The following is a 17,708-nucleotide window of genomic DNA, read 5'->3' as shown; positions in this document are numbered from 1 at the left end:
GACAGGGTATCCACGACAGGTTGGTTGAGCCGCCTCGGGATTGGCCCGGGGCAGCACGGATCAGCCTCGAATGTTCAAGGCTTGTTTCAGATGCTCGGAACGTTCGGCGTCCAGGGCTTGCCCATGGCCGAAACCACCCGACCAGCCACACACCTGGCCGGCATAATCGACGCCACGTAAAAGGCAGTCGGCGAGGCTGTGCCGGGCTTGCCACGCCAGCAGAAACGCGGCGATGAAGCCGTCACCGGCGCCCATGCTGTCGACAACCGTGCAGGGCAGGCTTGGCTGTTCATGAATGCCGTGGACATCGACCGCGAGGGCGCCCAGCGCACCGCGAGTGATGACCACAATCGAGGGGCCCATCGCCCGCATCGAGTGCGCCAGTTCATAGGCTTCTCGCGAAGACAGATCGGCCGCCGAGAAAAAGGCGATATCGACATGCTTGATCAAGGCCGGCCAGTCGAATTCGACCCAGTTGTCCGAGAAGTCGAAGGACAGGCAACCGCTGGCGTGCCGAATCTGCGCCAGTTGGTTTTCGAGGCCGCTGTAGAGGCTGCTGTGTGCCAGCGGGAACGTCGAGATATAGGCCAAATCCTCGGCGTTCAGTCGCAGTTGACGGCAAACACCAGGGTCGCTGCCGAGAAACACGCGCTCGCCGTCGATGTTGTCGACACACGCCCAACCATTGGCGCCCGGCAGCGTTCGGCAACGGGATGCATCGACGTCTTCTTGTTGCAGGCAATCGAGCAGGTGCTGGCCATAGCGGTCATCGCCCACGCAGCCCAGGTAGGCGCTGCGAGTGCCCAGCCGGGAAACGAATACCGCAACGTTGAGCGCATTGCCGCCCGGGTATCCGATGTTCCGGTCCAGGTACACATCCATCGTGTTGTCGCCGACCGCGATCAGGCTGGCCATGCTCAATACTCCGTTTTCCACATGTAGCGGCGAGTCGTCAGCGGTTGCTGATGCCAGACCGCCAGATGAGCCGCGATGCGTTCAGCGGCGATGCCGACGATGTAGGGCGCAACAATTGCGCGGATCTCCGGGTCGATCCCTTCCATTGGAAAATCTTTTGAGTCGTAGACCATGACCCGTTCGGTATACCGCTGGCAGAAACTCACAACCCGTTCCATCTGCGCTCGGCTCGGGTCTTCGCCGACCAGCAGAAGCAGCGGGGTGGAGGCATCGATGGCTTCGAACGGACCATGGAAAAACTCCGCGGCCTCCACCGGCAGGCAGTGCAGCCATTGGCTTTCCATCACCACGCACACGCCGAACACATAGGCGGTGGTGAACATCGGGCCCGACGCGAGGAAGTACATGACGCGATCATCTTTATAGAGACGCGCCTCTTCGGTCGCCCGTTGGTCGTTGTTGATCGCCGCATAGGCCAGCGCTTGCGGCAGCGCCTTGAGCGAGCGAGTGAGCTTATCCAACAGCGGCCAGCCTTCGCGTTTGGCCAAAATACCGCCGATCAACGCCTGAAGGATCATGAAGCAGCCGAAGTACGCCTCGTCCGTGCGGCCCAGCAGGAAGCAATGTTGAACGGCTTGGGCCAGCGGCAACTCGGCAGTTTGTGTCACGCCCACTGTGAGGCATGGTTTGTCTTGCAGGAAGCGTGCAGCGGCGATGGTTTCCTGGGTCGTTCCGGATTTGGACGCGAGCACAACGAGGGTGCGCTCATCCAGGCGCGGCGGGTCGATGTCCATGAAATCGGCCGGGAAGTAACGGCGCACTTCCAGTGAATGGCTGTAGCGCTCAAGCCAGTACTGCAGGCCAAGCATGATGCGGTTGGGAGCGCCGCAGCTGACGAAATAGATGCGGTCAATCCGCGTTGCCAGCTCTTGGCCAAACTGCTGGGCGTCGTCGACGATTTGAACGGATTGCTGCAAGGAAGCGATGAAGCCTTCTCGGTTGAACTGGATCGCCATGTGGACTCCTGGGTGCCTTGTCAAGGCGGTGCATGTTGCTGTTCATGACCACCATTTAGACCAAAAGCTATACCATGAAAAATACCATTACAAGGATTTTTGCCCGTGGTCTAATGGGCCAAATACGCGGTTTCCAGGGTTTTGCTGAACCGGGTATTCTTTGTCATAGCCCAGTTGGCGGGTTTGCGTCGGTTTTCGGTTTTTACAGTCGCAGTGGATCGCCAGAAAAATATTCCAGGATGTAGACCATGAAAGTGACCAGCGAAAAACCCTCCGACGTGGCGTTTCCCGCGCCCCAGCGCAAACAGGTGGCCTGGCAGGCGGTCCAGGCGTTGCTTGAAATGCTCGAGCGTCCGGAGTTCGGACCGGCTGAGCGAATCCCGGCAGAAAGGGACCTGGCCGAACATCTGGGGATCAGCCGGATGACCTTGCGCAAGGCGCTGCAAACACTGATCGATCGCGGGGTCCTGGAGCGCCGTGGCAATCGTGGAACCTTCGTGACCGCTCCGGGCGTCGAACGGCCGCTTAATACGGTGGCGCGTAAAGGCATCGCCGAAGTGGTTGAACAAGCTGGAGCCCGGTCCGGCAGCAAATTGCTCTATTTCGAACAAACCCAGGCCAGCGTCCGCGTCGCCAAACTGCTGAAGATTCAGGAAGGTGATGTGTTGCTGACCATCAGGCGTCTGCGCACCGTGGACCAAAAGCCGTTCTGCATCGAGACCAGTTACATTCCTGCGGCCCGGGTGCCGGAACTGGTGGCGGGGGATTTGATCGAGGGCGGCTCGTTGTATGCGTTGTTGCTGTCGCGCTATCAGATTGAAATAGACAGCGATGAGGGGACGTTAAGCATTGCCACGATGAATGACCAGGAGGCGCGTCTGCTGGAGGTCGATCCCGGGACGGCCGCGTTGGTGTATCGCGGCGTGATTTTCGACACCCAAGGCCAGCCGGTGGAGTATCTGGTCTCGATCAACCACCCGCAGCGTGTGGTGTTCAAACTGGCAGACAGTCGGGTCAACAGCTTTCGCGTCTAAAACCGGTAATCCGCTGGCACCTCCCGAGCGATGAAGTGCTGCATGTGTTCGAGAAAGCTGATTTGCAGTTTCGACGCCGGTCCTTGAACCGGCAACAGCATGTTGAAATCCATCTCGATGGCCGGCTCGAACGCTCTGAACACGACGCCATTGCCCCGGTGCTCGACCGCGCTGATGGCATCGACCAGCGCTATCCCCAATCCTTGTTCGACGAACATGCACATCGGTAGCGACAGTTGGGTCTCCAGGCGCAGTTCACGCTCGACCCCGTGAGCGGCAAATATGGAGTCGATGTGTTGGCGCGAGCCGATGGATTGTGGATACGAAATAAACGCCTCGCCTTGCAGATCCTCCGGGCGGATGGTGGCCTTGTCCTGTAAGCGATGATTGGCCGGCAGTGCACAGAGCATTCGTGTTGCCAGCAGATTTTCCGCGCGCGGGCTCGGGTAGGTGTTGGGCAGTACGATGATGCCCAGATCGCAGCGCTGACCGACCACCAGATCAACGATCTCGCGCGATGAATGCACCACCAGCGAGATCTGCACTTGATCATGTTCAGCCATGAACGCGGCGATGGCTCGCGGCAGGAATGACAGGCCCATGGCCGGTGCGCAAGCGATGTGCAGTGAGCCGCGTTTCAAGCTGCGGATGTCTTGTGCCGCTCGGGCAATGCGCTCCACCCCGAGCAGTGAGCGTTGCACTTCCTGATACAGCGTCATCGCCTCGGCAGTGGGTTGCAATCGGCCCTTGGCGCGGACAAACAAATCAAAGCCGATGTCCTCCTCGAGGCTGGCAATCAGGCGCGTCGCCGCCGGTTGCGAAATGTGCAGCATCTCGGCAGCACGGGTGACGGTCTGGCCGAGGATGACCGCGCGGAAGGCTTCCAGCTGGCGAAGATTCATGGTGATGTCCTTCAGAAAAGCCATAACAAAAAGACATGGCCTTGCCAAAATAAAGCATTTTTCAAGCGCTTGTCTGCTGTTTAGCATCGTCCCTATCAAGATTATCCAGGCGTAATGCCTGCGCCTGGGCTGATTTCCTGGCGTTGAAAGGGCGACAGTGAAGCTCATGCAAAAAACTGATGTCATGATCGTCGGCGGTGGTTTGGTCGGGCTGTCCATTGCTTATGGGCTGGCCTTGATGGGGCGCCAGGTCAGCGTACTGGACGAAGGCGATGATGCCTTGCGCGCGGCCCGTGGCAACTTCGGTCTGCTGTGGGTGCAGGGCAAGGGATACGGGATGAGTGCCTATGCGCAATGGACGCGTGAAGCGGTGGCGCTGTGGCCACGCTTGGCGGCCTCGTTGCAGGCCGATACTGGCATCGACCTTCATCTGCGTCAGCCGGGCGGTTTCCAGCTGTGTTTGAGTGACGAGGAAATGGCCGAGGAAAGCCGTCGGCTGCTCTGGCTGCGCGATGCCATGCAGGGCGATTATCCCTTCGAGTTGCTGGATGGCGAACAACTGAAGGCGCGTCTGCCGGGCGTGGGACCGACGGTCGTGGGTGCCTGCTATTCGCCCATGGACGGGCACGTCAATCCGCTCAAGCTGCTGCGTTCGCTGTACGCCGCCTGCCGGGCGCGTGGAGTCAGGATCATCAATGGTCATCGGGTCAGCGCCATCGGCCAGCGAGCCTCGGGCTTCGAGCTGCAGGCCGGTGAACAACGCTGGTATGCCGGGCGGGTAATCCTGGCCGCCGGGCTCGGCAATCGTGAGCTGGGCGCTCAGTTGGGGATCGACGTGCCCGTGAGTCCCAACCGTGGGCAGATCCTGGTCACCGAGCGCCTCAAACCTTTTCTGCATTACCCCACCACCTACATACGCCAGACCGACGAAGGCACCGTGCAGTTGGGCGACTCGCATGAGTCCGCCGGGCTCGATGACGGCACCGGCAGCGAAGTGATGGCAACGATCGCCGCGCGCGCGGTGCGCTGTTTCCCCCGGTTGGGGCAAGTGCGCCTGGTCCGGGCCTGGGGCGCGCTGCGGGTGATGAGCGCCGATGGCTATCCCATTTACGAAGCCTCCCAGACGTGTCCGGGGGCCGTAGTGGTCAGTTGCCACAGCGGCGTGACCCTGGCGGCGATTCACGCCTTGCGCCTGGCGCCGTGGATCGACGGCGAGTTCGACGATCCGGCAGTAGCGGCGTTCGGCCTTGGGCGCTTTCACCACAAAAGCGAGGTGCGCCATGTCGGTTGATTCGTTGTTTCGGTCGATCGGCCCTGGGCAAAACACCGTGCAGATCGAATTCGAAGGCGCGCCATTGTCAGTGCCGGCCGGCGTGTCACTGGCCGCGGCATTGCTCGGCAGCGGCGTCACTCATACCCGTGAAAGCGCGGTCAACGGCCGGCCCGGCGCGCCCTTTTGCATGATGGGGGTGTGCTTCGAATGCCTGGTCGAGGTCGATGGGCAAGCCAACTGCCAGGCCTGTTTGCTGCCGGTTCGAGCGGGCATGCGAGTGCAGCGTCAGCGTGGCGCTCGCGATGTGCTGGGGGGAGATGAGGAGGTGGCTGATGAATGAGCAAACGGTCGATCTCATCGTGATCGGCGCTGGCCCGGCCGGCATGAGTGCCGCCCTTGAGGCTACGGAACGGGGGCTTTCGGTGGTGGTGCTGGATGAGCAGGGCAGCCCGGGAGGGCAGATCTATCGCAACATCCAGCAGGCCGACGCGCGCAGCCGCCAGCTATTGGGGCGCGACTACGAAGCGGGCGCGCCACTGGTTGCGAAGTTTCTGCAATGCGCCGCCCGATACCTGCCCAACGCGGCGATCTGGCAGGTGACACCGCAGCGTCAGGTGCATTTCCTGATCGAGGGGCGGGCGCAAATCCTCCAGGGGCGGCATGTGTTGATCGCCACCGGGGCGTTCGAGCGACCCATGCCGATTCCAGGCTGGACCTTGCCGGGCGTGATGACCGCCGGTGCCGGGCAGATCTTGCTGAAAAATGCCGCACTGGTGCCGCAAGGCCCCGTGGTACTCGCTGGTTGCGGACCGTTGCTGTACCTGCTGGCGGTGCAATACCTGCGTGCCGGGGTTGCGATTGAAGCGCTGGTGGACACCAGTGGCCGCAACGATCTGCTGCGCGCCTGGCGCAACATCCCAAGCGCCTTGCGCGGCTGGCGCGATTTGCTCAAGGGCCTGCAACTGCTGGTCGAACTGAAGCGCGCCGGCGTCAGGCATTTTCGCGATGCGCGGGATTTGCGTATCGAAGGACAGGCGCACGCCAGCGCCTTGAGCTTCGTCAGCGACGGCCGAGACAGGACCCTTCGCGCTTCGTTGATCCTGCTGCATCAAGGCGTGGTGCCCAACACACAGATCAGCTGGTCGTTGCGCCTGGAACACGACTGGAGCGAACAGCAGTTGTGCTGGATCGCGCGCCGTGACAGCCAAGGTGAAACCAGCCTGCCGGGCATTTACATCGCCGGTGATGGCGGGGCAATCGGCGGGGCGCACGTGGCGCGGCTCGAAGGCCGTCTGGTCGGGCTGGTGATTGCCGCCCGCTCGGGAAAGCTCGATGCGCAACAGGCGCAACGATTCGCCGCGCCGTATCGCAAGGCGTTGCGTCGCCAGCTTGCCGCGCGGCCACTGATCGATGCGTTGTACCGCCCGCAGCAACAAAACCGCATACCCGCCGACGAGGTGATTGTCTGTCGCTGCGAAGAAGTCAGCGCCGGTTCGATTCGCCAGTACGTCGAGCTGGGGTGCCTGGGGCCCAATCAGACCAAGGCGTTCGGTCGCTGCGGCATGGGGCCTTGTCAGGGCCGCCAGTGTGGCTTGAGCGTCACTGAAATCATTGCCGCGCAGCGCCAGGTCTCTGCCACAGAAGTCGGCTACTACCGCATTCGCTCACCGCTCAAACCCATCACCCTTGCCCAACTATCAACCGAGACACCTTTGACCCAGGAGCCTGTATGAGCCTTATCCAACGTATCGAAAGCAACCCACGCCTGAGCCGCAGCGTCGTGCACAACGGCGTTGCCTGGCTGAGCGGCATCGTCGCCGCCGATTGCAGCCAGGACATCCGTGGCCAGACGCGCCAAGTGCTGCAACGGGTCGACGAGTTGCTGGAAATCTCCGGCAGTGACAAGAGCCGGCTGCTCAGTGTGCAGATCTGGATGAAAGACATGAGTGCCGATTTCGCCGGCATGAATGAAACCTGGAGTGCCTGGGTCGATGCCGCGCAAACGCCGGCACGCGCCACCGCCCAGGTGATGTTCGATGATCCGCAGATCCTGTTGGAGTTGATCGTCACCGCCGCCGTCTGAGTGTTGCCCGACCCCGTTGCGCCGGTTCCACACGGCGCAACAACGGAATAGGGGCCATCAGAGCCGCCATCTCCGCCTGTTCACATTTCCGCTGCCATAACGGACGCCTTCCTTTGCGGAGCGCCCGAACGAAACAACATCGCATCTGGAGCCATGTATGAACGTAAAAAATACGCTATTGAAGGCTGGTCTCATCTCACTGCTGGCATTGGCCGGCAACCTGCACGCGGCGGAGCAGCCGCTGCGCCTGGGCATAGAAGCGGCTTATCCGCCGTTCGCTTCGAAGACTCCCGATAACCAGATTGTCGGTTTCGACTACGACATCGGCCAGGCCTTGTGCGCGCAAATGAAAGTCCAGTGCGAGTGGAAGGAACAAGAGTTCGACGGCCTGATTCCCGCGCTCAAGGTGAAGAAAGTCGACGCGGTGATTTCTTCGATGTCGATGACCCCGGAGCGTCTCAAGTCGGTCGACTTCAGCAATCGCTACTACCGAATTCCGGCGCGCCTGGTGTTCAAGAAAGGCAGCGGCATCGTCGACATTCCGGCGCAGCTCAAGGGCAAACGCATTGGCGTTCAGCGCGCGACCAACTTCGATCGATACGTCACCGAGAAATTCGCCCCGGCGGGTGCCGAAGTGGTGCGCTACGGCTCGCAGAACGAAATCTTCCTCGACCTGCTGGGCGGGCGCCTCGACGCAACCATGGCCAGTTCGGTGGTGATCGACGAAAGCCTGTTGAAGCGGCCGGAAGGGCAGGATTACGAATTCGTCGGCCCGAACTTCACTGAAGAGCTATTCTTCGGCACAGGCATCGGCATTGCCGTGCGCAAGAACGATCCGCTGGCAGGCCGTTTCAACCAGGCCCTGGCGGCGATTCGGGCTGATGGCACCTACGACAAAATTCGCCAGAAGTATTTCGACTTCGACATCTACGGCGATTAAGCCGCGTGTGTTCTATCGGCACGCTTGCTTGAGCCGGCGTGCCGTTCTTTTTGATCAGGAGGCGGGATGCAAACCAAGGCTTTTCTCAGTGAACAAGAGGTTTCACACCTGCTGTCTACGGCAAAACAGTTGGCACAGGCGCGCAACTGGGGCGTGGCGATTGCAGTCGTCGACGACGGCGGGCATCCGCTGGGGCTGCTGCGTCTGGACGGTGCGGCGCCGATCGCCGGCTACATCGCCACCGAAAAGGCCCGCACTGCAGCGCTGGGCCGTCGCGACAGCAAGTTTTACGAAGACATGATCAATGGCGGGCGTCAGGCGTTTTTAAGTGCGCCGAACTTGCAAGGCATGCTCGAGGGCGGCGTTGCCATCTGGCACGAGGGCCACTGCATAGGTGCAGTTGGTGTGTCCGGCGTCAAGGCTGAACAGGATGCCGAACTGGCCCGGTTAGTGGTTGATGCCCTGCCATCCATGTAAATCCTTTTGGTTTGATTCAGGCTTTTGAAGTCAAATAAAATCAATAGCTTGCAATCGAAATCTGATGCAAATCCTTGTTTGTTTCCCGCCGTTAAAGATGAGCGCCGGCATCAAACTTCGCCCCGGCGGACGGGGCAGTCACCGGATCGTGCAGCAACGAGTAGCCTCGGTCGAGCAGCGTGCGGCCGATAAAGCGCGATCCCACCTCATTCAAGTGCGAATCATCCAGGTACAGCAGTTGGCCGTTGATAATCGGGCTGCACACGCCTTCCGGGCATATCACCTGGTTAGGATCGATGAAGTGCACCTGCGGGAACTCCACACGTATATCAGCCCAATAAGGCGCTAATGCACTTTGGGTAACCGAGCAATCGTGGTTGGTACCGAACATCAGGTGACGAATCGGGCAACTGGCGGCTTTGTCGATGTGTTGGTTCCTCAGGATGACGATGACTTCGCCACTGTTCTCCACTGCGCGCTTGATACTCGCTTCGACCATGTCATGGGCAATCGCATCCCTGGGCCAGATCGCCGCCAGCACTACATAACGGTAATGGTTGCGCTCGATCAGGCTGAACACCCGTTCGTTGCGTTTTGCACAATGGGCGGCATAGACCGCCGACATGTCGATGGTGTAGCCGACAATCGGCGGGCACGAGTCCATGGTGTAGTCCATGATCGACAGGTTGTTCGGCTTGGCCAGCAGATCGACCATGCCGGTGAAGTGATTGGCAAACGAATCACCGATCATGATGCCGTCCAGCTCGGGTTTTTTGACCCCCAAACGACACGCGTCATTGGGCTCAGTGCTGTACAGGGCATTGGTGACGTGGCAGCCCTTGCGAATCTCGCTCGGCTTTTGCAGGGTCATCGCTTCAAGGACTGAAACTTCAGGACTGAAACGTTGCGGGAATCCGTTGAAATGCAGACTCAGCACCGCCAACGCCGCCAGGCTCAATGCCGGAAAGGCGAATCGACGTGTGAACACCCGGGAAAAGTGCCACGTCGCCCCATCACGCCGAAACGGCACCTCGACATAGCGCCAGGATAGCCACGCGAGGATGATCGAGCTCGCGATCAGCATCACCCCGACCGGCAAATTGATGGGGATCTCCAGGTAATTCAGGTAGGCAATCAGCGGCCAGTGCCACAAATAGAGCGAATAGGAAATCAAGCCGATGAACACCATGGGCCGGCTGGTGAGCAAGCGCGAGCGCATCTCGCCGCTGCCGGCCAGGATCAACAGCGCAGCTCCCAGGCAAGGGATCAGGGCGTTAAGCCCGGGGAAGGTAGAGTCCGCGTCCAGGCCGAACAGCGAAAAACCGATCAACAGGAAGCCCGCCACAGCGACGCCGTGGGCCGTCAACTTGCCGATGTTGCGCGGTTGATTCAGGTAGACCGCCAGCAACCCACCCAACATCAATTCGAAAAAGCGCGTAGGCAGCAGGTAATAGGCGGCCGTCGCGAAGACGCCTGTCGCGTATTGTGAAACGCCTACCGCAACCACCACGCCAATGCCCAATATTGGCAATACATAGCGCGGCGCGAAGCGATAGAGCAACACAATGAACAACGGCCAGAGCAGGTAGAACTGTTCTTCAATGCCCAGCGACCAAGTATGTAGCAGCGGCGCTTCATGGGCGTCAGCGGCGAAGTAGTTGCCGTACTTCATCCAGATATAGACGTTCGAGACGCCCAGCAAAGACAGGAGTGCGCTGACGTTAAGCCGGATCAGGTCGACCGGGGAAAGGATAAAGATCCCGACAATCACGGTCGCCAGCAATACCGTTACCAACGCAGGAACAATCCGATTGATGCGTCGCTGATAAAAGCCCTTCAGCGAGAAAGCACCGAGCTTGACCTCGGAAAACACCTGGGAGGTGATCAAAAAACCGGAAATCACAAAAAAGATATCAACGCCTACGAAACCCCCAGGTAGCAGGGTGGTTTTGATGTGATGCAAAAGCACCGCAATAACCGCCACAGCCCGCAGTCCATCGATGTCGGAGCGGTACTTTCCTTTAGCCATGTGCCTGACCATCCCTATGCTGTTGCATCTATTGGGTGTCCGGCTCATGGCAGAAACTGTCAAGATTTGGACGTAGTTAACCTCCAATATCATTTGTAGTTGGAAATTTGACGGTAAGCAAAATTGAAAATGGAATAACGGCGTCGATTGAGGAAGGCATCAGGGCGTGTCAGTTGGAGTCCGTCATCAGACATACTTTAATATCAAGCAGTTGCTGGCGATACCTGATGTAAATCCTTGTTTGTTGCCGGAGCACTTTTTTTGGGGGCTGTACCGGTGATCGGTATCTATGAATCATTCACCGAACTACGCGCTCAACTGATCCGGGAGCATTTGCTCTCAGTCGTGGCAAGACGGGAGGGTTGACCCAATGACATCTGTCGATGATTTCAGGATCAAGTCACATGAGCTGCTGATGGATCTGGACGCTGCAACGACGGAGATGATGGAGCTGATTTCATCCCGGTCGGTGTCGGGGCCAATATGGGAAGACGCCGTCAAACGCCAGCACGATGCTTATGTGCACTGGAACGCGTTCATCAATAGTCGCGATGGTAGCGATCCGCCCGATGTCACGCCTGTCGCCTGAATAGACCAGGATGGACACCGTTGCGGATCGCTGGTTGGAGTACAGCGGGTCAGCTAAACGAAAGGCTGGCCTCTGAATCCGCGTGGCAGACGTTGCATTCCGGCCATCGCGGTCAGACGCTGAACCCACTCGGCACGCCAGTCATTGGCGGTATGAGTGACCTTGGCCTTGCGCGCCGCGCGCCGTGCCGCATTGCGTTCGTCTTTTCGTGCGTCCTTGAACGCATCGGTGTTGCGGCAACTTCTGCATTTGACCTGGGCGAGTATTTTGCTCGAAACCAGTTTGCTGCCTGTATGACCGCAGGCCAGATGCCCGCTGACTTTGAAGTGAGTGACCATTGGGACGTCTCCTTTGTGACGTGTGATCGTTTGACCTCCAGCGGTCGGCAGCGTTCGTTAGTGGAATCCAGGGCAAAAAAAGGCCCGCATGCGGGCGGGCCAAGGGATTCTTCAAAGGAGTGGGTCCACAGTAGGGCGTCGGTTGTGAACAGGATGTGAAAGCCATCGGGCAAAAAAAAGCCCAGCGCGTGGCCGGGTTGCGGGTGTGGCAGGAGGCTATCAGGCAGGCAGGGTCTCGGTGACAAGGCAGTCGCCGTTCATGCTTCCTGAGTCAGGCCTGTCCTTAATGATTATCTGAACCGGGGCAGCGGTGGTTCGACAGGGCGCAGAGATGACAGCGTGCTGCGAATCAGCGGTGCGTCTTTCTCGATGTCGTTCAGCCGGTCACGAATTTTCAGGGCCGTAGGATGCCCGCCTTGATGATCGACCCAGTCGGCAATCTCCTTGCACGCGGCCGCGAGTCTTGCCTGACGTGAATCAAGCAGGGTAAGCAGGGTGGTGATGGACTCTTTTTCGGACATGACACACCTCCATTTAAAGCAAACCTGGCAGTTGCAGCAAAAAGCCCGCTGATGCGAGCTCTCTGCCGATGGGGTCGCTGGTCCTTCAGCTGATTTCAGTATAGCCCCGGTAAAAAATCCTGGAGTTATTCAGCTTTGCCGGGCTGTCACTTGTGAGCGGGCGTTGAGTTGGTGACATTCACGGCGGGCGTCTTCTTCATGATCGTAACCGTCACCGATAAAGCCGCGGGTGCGGGTATCGGCGATGCGATACCAGACGGCGGCGTCGGGTGGCGCGTGGTTCACTTCTCCGGCCCGGCGGCCATGAATGATGATTTTGTTGCAACGCTTCACAACGAAAATGTCTTCCATGGCACCACCGTAGCTGATTCGTATTCAGATCAACTATAGAAGCCCTTTGCGATCGTGCAAAAAATAGACAGGTCAGTTCGTCGGTTGGTTGCCTGTTCAAGCACCGACCGATTCAAGCTGCCAGCCCCGCGGTCGCCATTTCAACGTGTGGGTCGGTGCCAGCGCGGCGAGGAACGCGGGGTCGTGGGAGGCCATTGCGGCCGGCGGTCAGGATTTTTCGGCGGCAGCGACCATCTTCTCCAAGAAGATCGCTAGCCCGACTTCTTCAGCCCTGAGCCCTTTACGCACCCGTGGTCGCGGCAATTCGGCCAACGCCCCCAGCAAGAATCCATCCAGCACCGCCGGGTGGATGTAGCACTTGCGGCACACCGCCGGGGTGTTGCCCAGTTGTTTGGCGACGTTCTTGACCATTTCCACCACATGCCGCTTGGCGTCGGATTCCGGCTCCCATTGCAGTTCGCGCAACACCGCCAACGCCAGTGCGCTGCCGGCCCAGGTGCGGTAATCCTTGGCGGTGAAATCGGCGCCGGTGAGGGTTTGCAGGTAGGCGTTGACGTCGGAGGAGGTGACGGTGTGTCGCTCGCCGTTTTCGTCGAGGTACTGAAACAGGTTTTGCCCGGGGATTTCCAGGCAGCGCTTGATGATCCGCGCCAGGCGCCGGTCTTTCACGGTGATCTGGTGTTCGACGCCACTCTTGCCGCGAAACTGGAACAGGATTGCGCTGCCATTCACCTCGACATGTCGGTTGCGCAGGGTGGTCAGGCCATAGGAACGGTTGTCCCGAGCGTATTGAGTGTTGCCGACGCGGATCAGCGTTGCGTCGAGCAAGGTGATGACCGTGGCCATGACCTTGTCGCGGCTGAAACCCGGCGCCTCCAGCAGGGCTTCCAGTTGCTTGCGCAGTTTTGGCAGGGCAAGGCCGAAGTCGCGCAATCGCGAGTACTTGTCGGCATCGCGTACTTCGCGCCAGCGCGCGTGATAACGGTATTGCTTGCGACCCCGGGCATCGCGGCCGGTGGCTTGCAGATGGCCGCGCGGGTCGGCGCTGATCCACACGTCGATGTAGGCCGGTGGCACCGCAAGAGCGTTGATGCGCTTGATTTCGTCGGGATCGGTGATGCGCTGGCCCGCCGGATCGAAATAACAGAACTTGCCGCGCAGTTTCTTGCGGGTAATGCCGGGCTGGGTGTCATCGACGTAATGCAGGTCGGGCGGCAACACATCGATCAGCGCGGTATCGGGCATGGCAGTAGTCCTTGGCAACGAGTAGAGGGCTTGTAAAACCATTGACCGCGCGCTGTTGCCGTGGTGCCAACGGATTCAAGCCAGCACAGCGACTGCCTTAATCTGCGCCCATAACGCCTGGCCAGGATGAATGCCCAGTTGATCCCGGGAATAGCGGGTGATTCGTGCCAGTAACGGCGTGCCGCCAGCGTCGAGTCGGATCAGCACATGGGCGGCGTTGTCCGCGCCCAGTTCACTGATCACCGTCACCGGCAGACGATTGAGGATGCTGCTCTGCTCGACGCTGTGCAGGCTCAAACTGACGTCTCGCGCCTGCACTTTGCAGCGCAGGGCCTGGCCTTCAGTCATCGGCGAATGGGGCACGCGCAGGCTCAGGCCGGAATTCGGCAGTTGTAAGGTCAGCAGTTGATAAGCGCTGTCGTAGGCGCTGACGTGTCCTTCAATCACCACGCCAGCGTCGTCGCCCAGCGCCAGCGGCAGGTCGAGCCGGGCCAGGGTTTCTCCGATCGGGCCGCTGGCCAGAGCCTGGCCGTCGCTGAGCAGCACAATATGGTCGGCCAGTCGTGCCACTTCATCTTGGGAATGACTGACGTACAGCACTGGAATATCCAGCTCGTCGTGCAGTCGTTGCAGGTACGGCAGGATCTCGTTTTTGCGCCGGCTATCCAGCGCCGCCAGCGGTTCGTCCATCAACAACAGTTTCGGGCTGGTGAGCAACGCGCGGGCAATGCCGATGCGCTGGCGCTCGCCGCCGGACAGGTGTTGCGGATGCCGGTCGAGCAAATGGCCGATGCCCAGCAGTTCGGTGGCGTGGGCCATATCGACCCGGCGCTGCTGTTTCGGAATGCGTTTGAGGCCGAATTCCAGATTGGCCAGCACCGACAAATGCGGAAACAGGCTGGCCTCTTGAAACACATATCCGAGAGCGCGTTTGTGCGGCGGGACGAAAATCTTCCGGCTGCTGTCCTGCCAGACTTCATCGTTGATCTGGATAAAGCCTTCGTCGGCTTTCTCCAATCCGGCAATGCAGCGCAGGCAAGTGGTCTTGCCCGAGCCGGAGTGGCCGAACAAGGCAGTGACGCCACGACCGGGCATTTGCAGGTCCACATCGAGGGCGAACCCCGAGTAACTCAGTTTCAGACGGGTGTGAATCATCGATCAGCTCCAGCCCGCTTTGGTTTTACGGCTGGAGTAGAGCGCCAGCAACACCAGGAAAGAGAACACCAACATTGCCCCAGCCAGCCAGTGGGCCTGGGCATATTCCATGGCTTCGACGTGATCGTAGATCTGCACCGACACCACGCGGGTCTTGTCCGGGATGTTGCCACCGATCATCAGCACCACGCCGAACTCGCCGACCGTATGCGCGAAACCGAGAATCGCGGCGGTGATAAAACCGGGGCGGGCCAGTGGCAGGATCACGCTAAAGAAAGTGTCCCAAGGATTGGCGCGCAACGTGGCGGCGACTTCCAAGGGGCGGGTGCCAATGGCGGAAAAAGCGTTTTGCAGCGGTTGCACCACGAACGGCATCGAATAGAGCACCGAGCCGATCACCAACCCCGCAAAACTGAAGGTGAGGGTGCCGAATCCCAGTGATTGGGTGAACTGGCCGACGAAGCCGTGAGGCCCGAGCGCCAGTAATAAATAGAAGCCAATCACCGTGGGCGGCAACACCAGCGGCAAGGCAACGATCGCCCCGACCGGGCCGCGCAGCCAGGAGCGGGTGCGCGACAGCCATAATGCAATCGGAGTGCCGATCACCAACAGGATGACGGTCGTCAGGGACGCCAGTTTCAGGGTCAGCCAGATGGCGGAAAAATCGGCACTCGTCAGCGTCATTTAGAGTTGGTAACCGTAGGACTTGATGACGGCAGCGGCTTTCGGACCTTTCAGGTATTCAACCAGTGCCTTGGCGGCCGGGTTGTCTTTGCCTTTGTTGAGGATCACCGCGTCTTGTTTGATCGGGTCGTGCAGGCTCGCAGGAACGATCCAGGCCGAACCGCTGGTGACTTTGCCGTCTTTGTAGATCTGCGACAAGGCTACGAAGCCCAATTCGGCATTGCCGGTGGAAACGAACTGGTAGGCCTGGGTGATGTTCTGGCCTTCAACGATCTTGTCCTTGACCTTGTCGGTCAGGCCTTCTTTGGCCAGTACCTGTGTGGCAGCCAAGCCATACGGTGCGGCTTTCGGGTTGGCGATGGAAAGGTGCTGGTATTCGTTTTTCTTGAGTACTTCGCCCTTGGCATCGACATAACCTTCCTTGGCCGACCACAGCGCGAGGGTGCCGATGGCGTAGGTGAAGCGCGAGCCTTTGACGGTATCGCCTTCGGTTTCGAGTTTTTGCGGGGTGGTGTCGTCCGCCGAGAGGAACACTTCGAACGGCGCGCCGTTCTTGATCTGGGTGTAGAACTGACCGGTCGCGCCATAGGCCGCTACCAGTTTATGCCCGGTGTCTTTTTCGAAATCGGCGGCGATCGCCTGGATCGGCGCGGTGAAGTTGGCGGCGACAGCCACTTGGACTTCATCCGCCTGGGCCGAGCCTAAAGCGAAGACAGTGAGCAGGCTCGCCAGGCAAGTAGGGGCAAAACGAGAGGCACGAATGGTCATGGAACGGCTCCGTGGTAGGCAAGTGCAGTGGGCAGTTTTTATAGGGGTGAACTGCGCCGATGCGAGGGGTGAAACGCTATATATCGGAATATATAGCGAAATGCCTGTAAACGGAACTTGTTGGTATTGCGCGGGATTGATTGGGATTGCAGGGGTACCGCTATCCCTTGTGGGAGCGAGCCTGCTCGCGAAGGCGATGGATCAGTCAACATGTCTATTGAATGTTGATCCGCTTTCGCGAGCAGGCTCGCTCCCACAGGGGTTTATGGTGTTTTCAGGTTAGCGCTGGGTCAGTTTGGCCAAAGCCTCTTCAGCCAAGCGCCGGGTCAGCTCCGCCGTGGGCAATTCAACGCCCAACCTGAACGCCTGCCCGGCCCAAAGGTTGGCAAAATCCGCCGGATCCTTGGCCCGCAATGGCATCAATGCACCGCCAGCCAAAGGAAAGGCTGGGGCCTTGTCGCTCATTGGCCCTATCTCACGCATCACCCGATTCAGCAGTCCGCGCGCCGGGCGCCCGGTGAAGAGATTAGTGACGGCGGTTTCGCTTTCCTTGGCGGTGCGCAAGGCCTTGTGGTGCGCCGCGCTGATCTTGGCTTCCGGCGTAAACAAATACGCCGTCCCCACTTGCACCGCCGAGGCACCCAGGTGAAACGCGGCGGCAATTCCGCGCGCGTCCGTAATTCCGCCAGCAGCAATTACCGGCACTTTCACGGCATCGACGATTTGCGGCACCAGCGCGAAAGTGCCGACCTGACTGGTCAAGTCAGCGCTGAGAAACATCCCGCGATGACCACCAGCCTCATAACCCATGGCGATGATCGCGTCGCAGCCGCGCTGCTCCAGCCACACCGCCTCATCAACGGTCGTAGCCGACGACAGGATTTTCGCTCCGGTAGCTTTCACCCGATCCAGCAGGGATTTTTCCGGCAGGCCGAAGTGGAAACTCACGACTTCGGGGCGAAATTCTTCGATCAATGCGCAAGCAACTTCGTCGAACGGCGCACGATTGGACACCGGCGTCGGCGCGTCGAAATCAGCGCCCAGTTCACGGTAGTACGGCTCCAGCAGATTCTTCCAGTCCCGCGCCTTTTGCTCGTCGGGCGCTGGCGGTTGATGGCAGAAAAAATTGACGTTGAACGGCCGCTGGCTGTGCTGGCGGATGGTCTTCAGCTCTTCGCGCAACTGCTCGATGCTCAACAGCGCGGCGGGCAATGAGCCCAGGCCGCCGGCGTTGCTCGCCGCAATCACCATGGCTGAATCGTGGGCGCCAGCCATCGGCGCCTGGATGATCGGCAGTTCGATCCCGAGCAAGTCAAGAATGCGGGTGTCTGGCCATTGGCTCATTTGAAGCTTCTCCGACATCGACGGTATTGCCCGTTTTGTATCAG

Annotated in this window: 20 protein-coding genes; 8 read left to right on the top strand and 12 right to left on the bottom strand. The window is 59.7% G+C overall.

All coding sequences use genetic code 11. From position 1 onward, the window contains the following. Nucleotides 1-60: 60 nt before the first annotated feature. Both ACIOYV_RS04695 and ACIOYV_RS04690 read right to left on the bottom strand, forming a co-directional pair. Nucleotides 61-915 carry a PfkB family carbohydrate kinase gene (locus tag ACIOYV_RS04695; RefSeq protein WP_401321263.1) on the bottom strand — a complete coding sequence of 285 codons (855 nt, stop codon included), beginning with the start codon at nucleotides 913-915 and terminating at the stop codon, nucleotides 61-63. A 2-nt stretch (nucleotides 916-917) separates the two neighbouring features. Continuing rightward, nucleotides 918-1,931 carry an SIS domain-containing protein gene (locus tag ACIOYV_RS04690; protein WP_290026241.1) on the bottom strand — a complete coding sequence of 338 codons (1,014 nt, stop codon included), beginning with the start codon at nucleotides 1,929-1,931 and terminating at the stop codon, nucleotides 918-920. A gap of 248 nt (nucleotides 1,932-2,179) precedes the next feature. Here ACIOYV_RS04690 and ACIOYV_RS04685 point away from each other — a divergent pair, with 248 nt between their 5' ends. After that, entirely contained in the window at nucleotides 2,180-2,965 is a 786-nt protein-coding gene (locus ACIOYV_RS04685; RefSeq protein WP_401321260.1) for a GntR family transcriptional regulator, read from the top strand. Here the strand turns inward: ACIOYV_RS04685 and ACIOYV_RS04680 are convergent. Continuing rightward, entirely contained in the window at nucleotides 2,962-3,867 is a 906-nt protein-coding gene (locus ACIOYV_RS04680) for a LysR substrate-binding domain-containing protein (protein WP_401321257.1), read from the bottom strand. The two genes, ACIOYV_RS04685 and ACIOYV_RS04680, sit on opposite strands and share 4 nt — an antisense overlap. A 166-nt stretch (nucleotides 3,868-4,033) precedes the next feature. On the opposite strand from ACIOYV_RS04680, the gene ACIOYV_RS04675 reads away from it, so the two are divergent. The 6 genes from ACIOYV_RS04675 (at nucleotide 4,034) to ACIOYV_RS04650 (ending at nucleotide 8,640) form a co-directional block, all read left to right on the top strand. Continuing rightward, a complete protein-coding gene (locus tag ACIOYV_RS04675) occupies nucleotides 4,034-5,158 on the top strand; it encodes an FAD-binding oxidoreductase (protein WP_163910069.1) in 1,125 nt (374 codons plus the stop codon). Then, complete coding sequence (locus tag ACIOYV_RS04670) at nucleotides 5,148-5,480, top strand: (2Fe-2S)-binding protein (RefSeq protein ID WP_401321254.1); 333 nt, start codon at nucleotides 5,148-5,150, stop codon at nucleotides 5,478-5,480. Before ACIOYV_RS04675 ends, ACIOYV_RS04670 begins: the two co-directional genes overlap by 11 nt. After that, the gene (locus ACIOYV_RS04665; protein WP_401321251.1) at nucleotides 5,473-6,873 is read left to right on the top strand and encodes an FAD-dependent oxidoreductase; all 1,401 of its coding nucleotides are present in this window, start codon (nucleotides 5,473-5,475) and stop codon (nucleotides 6,871-6,873) included. The genes ACIOYV_RS04670 and ACIOYV_RS04665 overlap by 8 nt, the downstream gene beginning before the upstream one ends. Next, nucleotides 6,870-7,223, top strand: a complete 354-nt coding sequence (locus ACIOYV_RS04660; RefSeq protein ID WP_054046155.1) for a RidA family protein — start codon at nucleotides 6,870-6,872, stop codon at nucleotides 7,221-7,223. Before ACIOYV_RS04665 ends, ACIOYV_RS04660 begins: the two co-directional genes overlap by 4 nt. A gap of 157 nt (nucleotides 7,224-7,380) precedes the next feature. Continuing rightward, nucleotides 7,381-8,163: an ABC transporter substrate-binding protein gene (locus tag ACIOYV_RS04655; protein ID WP_401321248.1), complete on the top strand. Its 783-nt coding sequence runs from the start codon at nucleotides 7,381-7,383 to the stop codon at nucleotides 8,161-8,163. 66 nt (nucleotides 8,164-8,229) lie between these two features. Next, the gene (locus tag ACIOYV_RS04650; RefSeq protein ID WP_401321245.1) at nucleotides 8,230-8,640 is read left to right on the top strand and encodes a heme-binding protein; all 411 of its coding nucleotides are present in this window, start codon (nucleotides 8,230-8,232) and stop codon (nucleotides 8,638-8,640) included. A 91-nt stretch (nucleotides 8,641-8,731) separates the two neighbouring features. On the opposite strand, the gene ACIOYV_RS04645 is transcribed toward ACIOYV_RS04650, so the two are convergent. Continuing rightward, the gene (locus ACIOYV_RS04645) at nucleotides 8,732-10,669 is read right to left on the bottom strand and encodes an acyltransferase family protein (RefSeq protein ID WP_401321243.1); all 1,938 of its coding nucleotides are present in this window, start codon (nucleotides 10,667-10,669) and stop codon (nucleotides 8,732-8,734) included. A 370-nt stretch (nucleotides 10,670-11,039) separates the two neighbouring features. Here ACIOYV_RS04645 and ACIOYV_RS04640 point away from each other — a divergent pair, with 370 nt between their 5' ends. Continuing rightward, nucleotides 11,040-11,258: a hypothetical protein gene (locus ACIOYV_RS04640; RefSeq protein WP_401321241.1), complete on the top strand. Its 219-nt coding sequence runs from the start codon at nucleotides 11,040-11,042 to the stop codon at nucleotides 11,256-11,258. A gap of 53 nt (nucleotides 11,259-11,311) precedes the next feature. Here the strand turns inward: ACIOYV_RS04640 and ACIOYV_RS04635 are convergent, their stop codons facing one another. The 8 genes from ACIOYV_RS04635 to ACIOYV_RS04600 form a co-directional block, all read right to left on the bottom strand. Further along, nucleotides 11,312-11,596, bottom strand: coding sequence for a hypothetical protein (locus tag ACIOYV_RS04635; RefSeq protein ID WP_401321238.1), 285 nt, complete (start codon nucleotides 11,594-11,596; stop codon nucleotides 11,312-11,314). A gap of 290 nt (nucleotides 11,597-11,886) precedes the next feature. Continuing rightward, the gene (locus tag ACIOYV_RS04630; RefSeq protein WP_054050531.1) at nucleotides 11,887-12,117 is read right to left on the bottom strand and encodes a hypothetical protein; all 231 of its coding nucleotides are present in this window, start codon (nucleotides 12,115-12,117) and stop codon (nucleotides 11,887-11,889) included. Between the two features lie 129 nt (nucleotides 12,118-12,246). After that, on the bottom strand, nucleotides 12,247-12,468 hold the full coding sequence (locus tag ACIOYV_RS04625) for a hypothetical protein (protein ID WP_054050533.1): 222 nt from the start codon (nucleotides 12,466-12,468) through the stop codon (nucleotides 12,247-12,249). A 207-nt stretch (nucleotides 12,469-12,675) separates the two neighbouring features. Next, a complete protein-coding gene (locus tag ACIOYV_RS04620) occupies nucleotides 12,676-13,713 on the bottom strand; it encodes a DNA topoisomerase IB (RefSeq protein ID WP_265038710.1) in 1,038 nt (345 codons plus the stop codon). A 75-nt stretch (nucleotides 13,714-13,788) separates the two neighbouring features. Then, nucleotides 13,789-14,868, bottom strand: a complete 1,080-nt coding sequence (modC, locus tag ACIOYV_RS04615) for a molybdenum ABC transporter ATP-binding protein (protein ID WP_401321235.1) — start codon at nucleotides 14,866-14,868, stop codon at nucleotides 13,789-13,791. A gap of 3 nt (nucleotides 14,869-14,871) precedes the next feature. Continuing rightward, a complete protein-coding gene (gene modB, locus ACIOYV_RS04610) occupies nucleotides 14,872-15,552 on the bottom strand; it encodes a molybdate ABC transporter permease subunit (protein WP_163910289.1) in 681 nt (226 codons plus the stop codon). Beyond that, complete coding sequence (gene modA, locus ACIOYV_RS04605; protein ID WP_401321232.1) at nucleotides 15,553-16,320, bottom strand: molybdate ABC transporter substrate-binding protein; 768 nt, start codon at nucleotides 16,318-16,320, stop codon at nucleotides 15,553-15,555. Between the two features lie 279 nt (nucleotides 16,321-16,599). After that, a complete protein-coding gene (locus ACIOYV_RS04600) occupies nucleotides 16,600-17,664 on the bottom strand; it encodes an NAD(P)H-dependent flavin oxidoreductase (protein WP_401321229.1) in 1,065 nt (354 codons plus the stop codon). Nucleotides 17,665-17,708: the final 44 nt, after the last annotated feature.

Source organism: Pseudomonas sp. NPDC087342 (genome assembly GCF_044744265.1).
Classification (GTDB): Bacteria; Pseudomonadota; Gammaproteobacteria; order Pseudomonadales; family Pseudomonadaceae; genus Aquipseudomonas; species Aquipseudomonas nunensis.
This window is presented reverse-complemented; position numbering and strand designations above follow the sequence as displayed.